Origin of the sequence: Rhodoferax sp. UBA5149, assembly GCF_002413825.1 — a bacterium.
GTDB lineage: Bacteria > Pseudomonadota > Gammaproteobacteria > Burkholderiales > Burkholderiaceae_C > Rhodoferax.
The window spans coordinates 5,057-13,518 of sequence record NZ_DHXT01000128.1; the positions used below are offsets into that span (position 1 = coordinate 5,057).

Consider the following 8,462-nt stretch of genomic DNA (forward strand, 5'->3'; position numbering starts at 1 on the left):
ACAGCGCGGTGTCTTTCATGTTCGAGTTGGTAATTTTGAATCACTGGATTGTCCCGCAGTGAGGGGGAAATGACAGTGAAATTGATGAAGAACCCAAAAAATTACTTCACCATGGCGTCTTTGCCCATCGCGTCTTTCTTCATTCCATCTTTCGCCATTGCATCCCTGCTCACGGCGTCTTTGCCCATGGCTTCTTTGCCCATGGCGTCTTTCTTCATTTCATCAGCCATTGCACCGGTGGTAGCCAGCAGCATGCAGGCGGAGAGGATGGTTGCGGTCAATTTATTCATGGTTACTCCTAAAAGTTGCTTGTTGCAGTGAGTGGCAAAAGTGCCGATGTTTGGACGCAGCTTGAGAAAACTCAGCTACCTCCGAACCAGTTGTACCCTTGGTCTTCCCAGTAACCGCCAGGGTAGGTATTGGTGACGAAAATCGCTTGAATATGTTTGGGGTTTTTGTAGCCCAACTTGGTTGGCATCCGCAATTTCATCGGGAAGCCGTACTTGGGCGGCAAGGGTTGTCCGTCATAAGTGAGTGCCAGAGTGGTTTGAGGATGCAAGGCCGTTGCCATGTCAATGCTGGTGAAGTAGTCGTCGGAACATTTGAACCCGACATATTTCGCTGTAAGGTCTGCACCCACCAGGCGCAAGAAGCGTCCAAAGGACACTCCTCCCCATTTGCCAATGGCACTCCAGCCCTCGACACAAATGTGACGGGTAACCTGGTCGATTTGCGGCATGGCCCGTAATTCCGCCAGGCTCCACCGGCGCTTGTCAGAGACCAGCCCTGCGACCTCTAGCCGGAAACTGCCGCCATCGATTTCACGAATCTCTTCTTCGCCGTAAAACGCGTTGAAGGGGAAGGGACGCGTAATCATCGAATCGGGATAGGTGGGTGCCAGACGATTGGGGTCAAACAGCCAACCTTGAACCTCGTCATTGAAACGGGAGATGCGTGTGAGTGCGGACTCCACGCTGTCTTGGTCAACCAGCGTGCAGCCGGTCAGCATGCTGAGCCCACCCAACGTCAGTGACTGGCGCAAAAAGTTACGCTTTGAGGCCCGCATGCCCGCATTGGCATGCCCTATGCGATCCACCGCCTCCTTGAGGACGGCATCGCGATCAATAGAAAGGCGTAGTGGTGTTTTGATGTTCATACAAATAACTCCTAGCGTCCACGAACCATGTACACCAGCGTGCGTGGCACCAGCAGGACCATCACCAGGTGAACAGCAACAAAAGCCACCAATGCAGTCATAGCCGCAAAGTGGATTAGCCGTGCGCCCTCGTAGCCTCCCAGTAGCACGCGCAGAAGTGGAAACTGCACCGATTTCCAAAGGACTAGGCCGGACAAAACCAACAGCACGCTATCGAACATCACGAACAGATATGCCACCCGCTGCACCGTGTTGTATTGGCGTGGATCCGCATGGGCTAGCCGTCCTTTCAAAGCGGACAACAAATCCGACACAAAGAGCTTTGGCAAGAGTGGGAAGAATTTGGAAGAGAGGCGCTTGGTCACCGCATTGAGTAACAAGTAGATCGTGCCGTTTACGGCCAGAACCCACATCGCCGCGAAGTGCCATAGCAGCGCGCCGCCGAGCCAACCACCCAAGGTCACATCTTTGGGAAAGGCAAATCCCAGAAATGCCGTTGCGTTGTAAATCTTCCAGCCGCTCATGACCAATATCACCACCGCAATCGCGTTGATCCAATGTGAAGCGCGCAGCCAGCCTGGATGAATTATTTGTTTGCCGCTGTCCATGCATTACCTTTCAGGTGGGTTTGGGGGGAATCTCAATCAGTGCGCCTGCATTGGCCTCGCCCTGTGATGGTTGGTCCATCGAGCGAGCCCGTTCTTACAGAACCTCGATAATTATTTTCTTGATGTAAGAACCCTGGCACAGCGTGGACTAAGAGGTAGACCTGATACGTCGATTTCAACCCTGTACATCACATTGAGGAGCAACCATGGCCCAACCCCACTCAGGACTACCAACACCCCGGTTCAACGTCGCCAATAAGCACATGCTGCTATTGGCGGGTGCGCTCGTTTTGGGCGCTGTCTACCTTAGCCCCAACGCCACGGCAGAAAAGCCAGTGCCCCTACCAGCACCCTCCCAGGAGGTGCTGGCCGGAGGAACGCCCTTCGCTGGAAACACTCAGAGCACTGTTTTTGCTGGCGGGTGTTTTTGGGGAATCCAGGCGGTTTTCCAACACACGCGCGGGGTACTCAATGCAGTCTCAGGCTATGCCGGCGGTAAATCGGGTGAAGCCGACTATGACCAAGTCAGTGGCGGTGGAACTGGTCATGCAGAAGCGGTGCAGATTACCTTTGACCCTCAACAAATCAGTTATGGTCAACTGCTGCAAATATATTTTTCTGTGGCGCACGATCCGACACAGCTCAACCGCCAGTACCCGGATACGGGAACCCAATACCGTTCAGCCGTTTTTTACCAAGACGTCAGTCAAAAGTTGATTGCCGAGCGCTATATCGCTCAACTCGATGCCGCCAAGGTATTTCCCGGGAAAATTGTGACTCAATTGAGTGCGCTACAGGGCTTCTATCCGGCAGAGAAGTACCACCAGAACTACGCAACCCTGCATCCCGATTCGTCTTACATTGCCCGCTTTGATCTCCCCAAAATCGTGAATCTAAAAACCATGATGCCTGCGTTGTATCGGGAGCAAGCTGTGTTGGTGAAGCCATAGGCGGGAAGACGTTCTTCTAACCAAGGTTCGCGATCTTTGCGATGTAGTCGAACAAAAGACAGTAGATGGCAATTGGCAGGGGAAGGCCCAATAGGGTTGCCACCATGTATTTCCTGAATCCGATGCCCGACATGGCCAAGGCGTAATTCAATGCCGCCAGGGTTTGAAACACGGTTCTCAACAAGAGGACATTGCGAATCGGATGTAAATGCAATTGCGCGAGCCATTTGGACGCGAGTGGGCTGTCCATTCTCTGGACTGCGTCGCCACCCACCCATCGAACGGCCAAAAAAGTGATTGCACAGGAAATACAGGCGGCGACGTAGGTTGCCAACCCGCCCCCCAACTTGCCCAGTACCAACACTGCGGATGCGAGAAAGAGCCAGCCAGGAACTTGCACCAGATTGCCAAGGGTAAAGAGCAATACAAACGCCGCCAGTCCTGTCCATCTGTTTGCCGAAAGCGCCTGCCTCAAATATGCCAAGCTGAAGTCCTGCCTCAGATCTGCCCATTGCACAATGCCCAGTAGCGCAACTAGAAACATCAGGACGAAAAAAATGCGTCTATAACGAAGCCAGAGCACCGGGATTTTCATGTGTAAAGTAATTATGTGCCCCCCCCCCGCCTCTATTCCACCGTGACGCTCTTCGCCAGATTGCGAGGTTTGTCCACATCGGTTCCTTTGGCGCAGGCGGTGTGATAGGCCAGCAACTGCAAAGGAACCACATGCAGCAAGGGCGAGAGCTCGCCGTAATGCTCGGGCATGCGAATGACGTGAATACCTTCGCCATTTTCTATGCGGCTATCGGCATCGGCCAGCACATAGAGCACGCCGCCTCGGGCGCGGACCTCGTGCATATTGCTCTTGAGCTTTTCCAGCAGCGCGTCATTGGGCGCCACCGTCACCACCGGCATGGCGCTGGTCACCAGCGCCAGCGGGCCGTGCTTGAGCTCGCCCGCCGGATAGGCCTCGGCATGGATGTAGCTGATCTCCTTGAGTTTGAGCGCACCCTCCAGCGCAATGGGGTAGTGCAAACCGCGGCCTAGAAAAAGCGCATTTTCTTTTTTTGCGAAGTCTTCCGACCAGGCAATGACCTGCGGCTCCAGCGCCAGCACCGCTTGCAGCGCGGTAGGCAGATGACGCATGGCTTTGAGGTGCCGGGCCTCCTCGGACTCACTTAAGCGTCCCTTGGCTTGGGCCAGCGCCAGCGTCAGCAGAAAGAGACCGGCCAGTTGCGCGGTGAACGCCTTGGTGGAGGCGACACCAATCTCGATACCGGCGCGGGTGATATAGGCGAGCTGGCATTCACGCACCATGGCGCTGCTGGCCACGTTGCAAATGGTCAGGGTGTTGGTCATGCCCAGGCTTTGGGCATGACGCAATGCCGCCAGTGTGTCCGCCGTCTCGCCGGATTGGGTGATGGTGACCACCAACGTGCGCGGGTTGGGAACCGAATCGCGGTACCGGTATTCACTGGCCACCTCCACCTGCGTCGGGATCTTGGCAATGCTCTCCAGCCAGTACTTGGCGGTGCAGCCGCTGTAGTAACTGGTGCCGCAGGCCAGAATCAGGATCGAGTCAATGTCCTTGAACACCCGCGCCGCACTGACGCTGCCGGCAAACAACTCAGGCACGATGCCGTCAACGCCTTCCAGGGTGTCGGCGATGGCGCGCGGTTGCTCGAAAATTTCTTTTTGCATGTAGTGCCGATACGGCCCCAGCTCGGCTGCACCGCTGTGCGCCGACACAGTTTTGACCGGGCGCTGCATTGGTGTCACGGGCTTGTGTGCCTTGTCCACCAACCAATATTTGCCCAGCTGGACATCCACCACGTCGCCTTCGTCCAGGTAGACAATTTGGTCGGTCACGCCGGCCAGCGCCATGGCATCGCTGGCCAGAAAATGTTCCTGCCCGTCCTTGCCAACGCCCAGAATCAAGGGAGACCCGGCCCGCGCGCCAATCAGGCGATGGGGCTCGTCTTTGCAAAACACGGCAATCGCGTAGGCACCGTGCAATTGGGGAAGCGCCGCCTTGACCGCCTCGAAAATGTCACCGTCGTACAGGCTGTCAATCAGGTGAGCGATGACTTCGGTATCGGTCTGGCTCTGGAACACATAGCCTTTTGCCTGCAAAGAGGCCCGCAGCTCATCGTGGTTTTCAATGATACCGTTGTGCACCAGTGCCACGCGGCCCGGCCGACTGGCGGCGTCCACCCCCGTACCGTGGCTGAAATGAGGGTGTGCGTTGCACACCACCGGCGCGCCGTGCGTGGCCCAGCGCGTGTGGGCAATACCGGTTGTGCCTTCTAGCTTGCTGGCGTTCACCTGCTCGGACAGCTCCGCCACGCGGGAGGTGCTGCGAGCCCGCTGCAGGCCGTTGGCAACCACCGCCACACCGCAGGAGTCATAACCGCGGTACTCCAGCCTGGCCAGGCCCTGCACCAGGATGGGAACGATGTTGCGATTTGAGACCGCGCCGACAATGCCACACATAGACTGCTCCAGAAATTAGTGTGCCAATGGTAAAAGCATGAACGAGAAATATGTAGTTGAAATTAGTATTTATATGGATTTATATTTCACATATTTTATAAAATATTCAAATAAACCATAATTTTTAATATTTTGGAATAATTGATTACTTACTCAAGGGAAGTTAACCACTGTAACGCCTACAAAACGACGCATGGCCTGGTAAGCAGGCCTTGGCCCGGCAGACGCGAAAGTGACGCCCCGCCGCCAGGATCCGCGCTAAGCTGCGCGACACCCCCTTCCCACCCCACCCATTCCACAGGACCCGTCCATGAACAATCTTTTCTCCCTCCAAGGCCGCACGGCGCTGATCACTGGCGGTTCTCGCGGCATCGGCCGCATGATTGCCGCTGGCTTTCTGGCGCAGGGCGCGCGCGTCTACATTTCGGCGCGCAAGGCCGCCGCCTGCGACCAGACTGCCAAAGAGCTCTCGAGCCTGGGCCACTGCATTTCGCTGCCAGCGGACGTGTCCACGGTAGAAGGCGCCAAGGCGCTGGCTGCGGCTTACGCCGCGCACGAGCCGCAACTGGACATCCTGGTGAACAACGCCGGTGCCGCCTGGGGCGCATCGTTCGACGAGTTCCCCGAGAGCGGCTGGGACAAGGTCGTTGACCTGAACTTGAAGACGCCTTTTTTTCTGACGCAGGCTTTGATCACCCAGCTGCGCAAAGCGGGTGAAAAACAGCCCGCCAAGGTCATCAACATCGCCTCCATCGACGGCATCTCGATCAACCCGCAGGAAACCTATTCCTATGCGGCGAGCAAGGCCGGCCTGATTCAACTGACACGTCGCATGGCCCTGACCCTGATCAAGGACAACATCGTGGTGAGCGCCATCGCGCCCGGCGCCTTTGCGTCGGACATGAACAAGGACGCCCGCGACCACGGCGAAGCGGTGGCGGCGCACATTCCGGCCGGGCGCGTAGGAACGGACGAAGATATGGCTGGCGCCGCGATTTACCTGGCTTCACGCGCTGGCGACTACGTGGTGGGCTCAACGCTGGTGGTCGATGGCGGCGTGACGCACGCACGCTAGGCCCACCAGCCCCCACGCTCGCTGCCGACCAGGGTGCGGCAGCTGCGTGGTCTCGTTTTTGGCTTGCGGCACAGCTGGTAAAACTACCTAAGTGCTAACCCGCTACCGCGGCGCGGCGCAACTCGTTAGCATCCACTTTCGTGTTGCGGGCCGGTGTGTCCGTCAATTCCACCTCGGTAGCCGGAGAGTAATTTGTCAGCGGAGTTCATTCTTGAGACGCATCGGTTAACCAAGGAATTCAAGGGCTTCGTGGCCGTTAACCAAGTCGACCTGAAGGTTCAGCGTGGCCATATCCATGCGTTGATTGGCCCGAATGGTGCGGGCAAAACCACCTTCTTCAACCTGTTGACCAAATTTCTGCACCCGACCACGGGCACCATCGTCTTCAACGGCGTCGACATCACGAAAGAAGAACCCGCGCAAACGGCGCGGCGCGGCATCGTCCGATCCTTTCAGATCTCGGCGGTGTTTCCCCACATGACGGTGCTGGAGAATGTGCGTGCCGCTTTGCAGCGCAATCTGGGCACCTCGTTTCACTTCTGGAAAGCCGAAAGCACGCTGTTTCATTTGCATGAACGCGCCCGACAGTTGCTGGCCGAGGTCGATCTGCAGGACTTCGCTGACGAGCTGACCGTCAACCTGCCCTACGGCCGCAAACGCGCGCTGGAGCTGGCCACGACGCTGGCGCTGGAGCCCGAGCTGATGCTGCTGGACGAACCAACGCAGGGCATGGGCCACGAAGACGTGGACCGCGTGACGCAGCTGATCAAAAAAGTCTCGGTCGGACGCACCATCCTGATGGTGGAGCACAACATGAATGTCGTCTCATCAATTGCCGACCGCATCACCGTGCTGCAACGCGGCGCCATCATTGCCGACGGCCCGTATGCCGAGGTCTCCCGCAATCCGTTGGTGATCGAAGCCTACATGGGCACCGCAAACATTGAGTTGCAGGGAGCACACTGATGACAAAAGAGCTCCTGCGCATTGACAACCTGAACGCCTGGTACGGCGAGTCGCACATCCTGCATGGCGTGAACCTGACGGTCCACCAGGGCGAAGTGGTGACGCTGCTGGGGCGCAACGGCGCCGGGCGCACCACGACCATGCGTGCCATCGTCGGCCTGACCGGCACGCGCAAAGGTTCCATCAAAATCAACGGCGTTGAGACCATCAAAATGGCGCCGCACAAGGTGGCCCACCTCGGCGTCGGTTACTGCCCCGAAGAACGCGGCATTTTTGCCAGCCTGACGGCGGAAGAAAACCTGATGCTGCCACCGACCATTGCGCCCGGCGGCATGAGCGTGGAAGAGATTTACGCTATGTTCCCCAACCTGAAAGAGCGCGCGGCCAGCCCCGGCACCCGCCTGTCAGGCGGCGAGCAGCAGATGCTGGCAGTGGCGCGCATTTTGCGCACCGGAGCGCGCCTGCTGCTGCTTGATGAAATCTCGGAAGGATTGGCACCTGTGATCGTGCAAAAGCTGGCCGAGATGATTCTGACGCTTAAAAGCAAGGGCTACACCATCGTGTTGGTGGAGCAGAACTTCCGTTTTGCCGCGCCGCTGGCCGACCGTTTTTACGTGATGGAGCACGGCACCATCGTGAAACAGTTCGCACAAAATGAGTTGGCCCAAAACATGAGCATGCTGCAGGAATACCTGGGCGTTTGAGATGCGCCAACTCGAACACCATCGCCAACAGATCATCCAGATTTTTGACCCCGCTTTTCGACACCTAACTAACCAGGAGACACCATGAAACTCAACGCTCTCGTCGCCGCATTGGCCATCGGATTCGCGACCGCCGCCTCCGCGCAAAACACCGGTCCGGTCAAGATCGGTTTCATTACCGACATGTCCAGCCTGTATGCCGACATTGACGGCCCGGCCGGCGGTGAAATGGTCAAGTGGGCGGTGCAGGATTTCGGCGGCAAGGTATTGAACCGTCCGATTGAAGTGCTAACCGCCGACCACCAAAACAAGGCCGACGTCGCCAGTTCCAAAGCCCGCGAATGGATCGACAAGGACGGCCTGTCCATGCTGATCGGCGGCACCAACTCGGCCACCGCACTGGCCATGGCCAAGGTCGCCGAGGAAAAAAAGCGCCCCTTCATGGCGGTAGGCCCCGGCTCGGCCCGTCTGACCAATGAAGCCTGCTCGCCCTACACCGTGCACTACGCC

General features: G+C 57.4%; 10 protein-coding genes. 5 read left to right on the forward strand and 5 right to left on the reverse strand.

What is annotated here, in order from left to right; translation table 11 throughout:
- Window positions 1–101: 101 nt before the first annotated feature.
- The 3 genes from B3V69_RS11280 to B3V69_RS11290 all read right to left on the reverse strand — a co-directional run bounded on the left by B3V69_RS11280 (window position 102) and on the right by B3V69_RS11290 (window position 1,764).
- The gene (locus B3V69_RS11280) at window positions 102–290 is read right to left on the reverse strand and encodes a pentapeptide MXKDX repeat protein (protein WP_296446575.1); all 189 of its coding nucleotides are present in this window, start codon (window positions 288–290) and stop codon (window positions 102–104) included.
- Between the two features lie 71 nt (window positions 291–361).
- Entirely contained in the window at window positions 362–1,156 is a 795-nt protein-coding gene (locus tag B3V69_RS11285; protein ID WP_296446577.1) for a molybdopterin-dependent oxidoreductase, read from the reverse strand.
- A gap of 11 nt (window positions 1,157–1,167) precedes the next feature.
- Entirely contained in the window at window positions 1,168–1,764 is a 597-nt protein-coding gene (locus tag B3V69_RS11290) for a cytochrome b/b6 domain-containing protein (RefSeq protein ID WP_296446579.1), read from the reverse strand.
- 206 nt (window positions 1,765–1,970) lie between these two features.
- On the opposite strand from B3V69_RS11290, the gene msrA reads away from it, so the two are divergent.
- On the forward strand, window positions 1,971–2,714 hold the full coding sequence (msrA, locus tag B3V69_RS11295; protein ID WP_296446581.1) for a peptide-methionine (S)-S-oxide reductase MsrA: 744 nt from the start codon (window positions 1,971–1,973) through the stop codon (window positions 2,712–2,714).
- A 16-nt stretch (window positions 2,715–2,730) separates the two neighbouring features.
- On the opposite strand, the gene B3V69_RS11300 is transcribed toward msrA, so the two are convergent.
- Together B3V69_RS11300 and glmS are read right to left on the reverse strand one after the other, a co-directional pair.
- Entirely contained in the window at window positions 2,731–3,309 is a 579-nt protein-coding gene (locus B3V69_RS11300; protein WP_296446583.1) for a VTT domain-containing protein, read from the reverse strand.
- Between the two features lie 32 nt (window positions 3,310–3,341).
- Entirely contained in the window at window positions 3,342–5,207 is a 1,866-nt protein-coding gene (glmS, locus tag B3V69_RS11305; RefSeq protein ID WP_296446585.1) for a glutamine--fructose-6-phosphate transaminase (isomerizing), read from the reverse strand.
- Window positions 5,208–5,517: 310 nt separating this feature from the next.
- Between glmS and B3V69_RS11310 the strand changes: the two genes are divergently transcribed.
- The 4 genes from B3V69_RS11310 to B3V69_RS11325 form a co-directional block, all read left to right on the forward strand.
- Entirely contained in the window at window positions 5,518–6,282 is a 765-nt protein-coding gene (locus tag B3V69_RS11310) for an SDR family oxidoreductase (protein ID WP_296446587.1), read from the forward strand.
- Between the two features lie 192 nt (window positions 6,283–6,474).
- The gene (locus B3V69_RS11315) at window positions 6,475–7,248 is read left to right on the forward strand and encodes an ABC transporter ATP-binding protein (protein ID WP_296446588.1); all 774 of its coding nucleotides are present in this window, start codon (window positions 6,475–6,477) and stop codon (window positions 7,246–7,248) included.
- On the forward strand, window positions 7,248–7,952 hold the full coding sequence (locus B3V69_RS11320) for an ABC transporter ATP-binding protein (RefSeq protein ID WP_296446590.1): 705 nt from the start codon (window positions 7,248–7,250) through the stop codon (window positions 7,950–7,952). The genes B3V69_RS11315 and B3V69_RS11320 overlap by 1 nt, the downstream gene beginning before the upstream one ends.
- 84 nt (window positions 7,953–8,036) lie before the next feature.
- Window positions 8,037–8,462: ABC transporter substrate-binding protein (locus B3V69_RS11325; protein WP_296446592.1), on the forward strand; the 426-nt coding region annotated here is incomplete at its 3' end.

Bases quoted from the DNA above. Each gene is read 5' to 3' on its own strand.
- B3V69_RS11280 (WP_296446575.1), bottom strand. From the start codon at position 290: ATGAATAAATTGACCGCAACCATCCTCTCCGCCTGCATGCTGCTGGCT.
- B3V69_RS11285 (WP_296446577.1), bottom strand. From the start codon at position 1,156: ATGAACATCAAAACACCACTACGCCTTTCTATTGATCGCGATGCCGTC.
- B3V69_RS11290 (WP_296446579.1), bottom strand. From the start codon at position 1,764: ATGGACAGCGGCAAACAAATAATTCATCCAGGCTGGCTGCGCGCTTCA.
- msrA (WP_296446581.1), top strand. From the start codon at position 1,971: ATGGCCCAACCCCACTCAGGACTACCAACACCCCGGTTCAACGTCGCC.
- B3V69_RS11300 (WP_296446583.1), bottom strand. From the start codon at position 3,309: ATGAAAATCCCGGTGCTCTGGCTTCGTTATAGACGCATTTTTTTCGTC.
- glmS (WP_296446585.1), bottom strand. From the start codon at position 5,207: ATGTGTGGCATTGTCGGCGCGGTCTCAAATCGCAACATCGTTCCCATC.
- B3V69_RS11310 (WP_296446587.1), top strand. From the start codon at position 5,518: ATGAACAATCTTTTCTCCCTCCAAGGCCGCACGGCGCTGATCACTGGC.
- B3V69_RS11320 (WP_296446590.1), top strand. From the start codon at position 7,248: ATGACAAAAGAGCTCCTGCGCATTGACAACCTGAACGCCTGGTACGGC.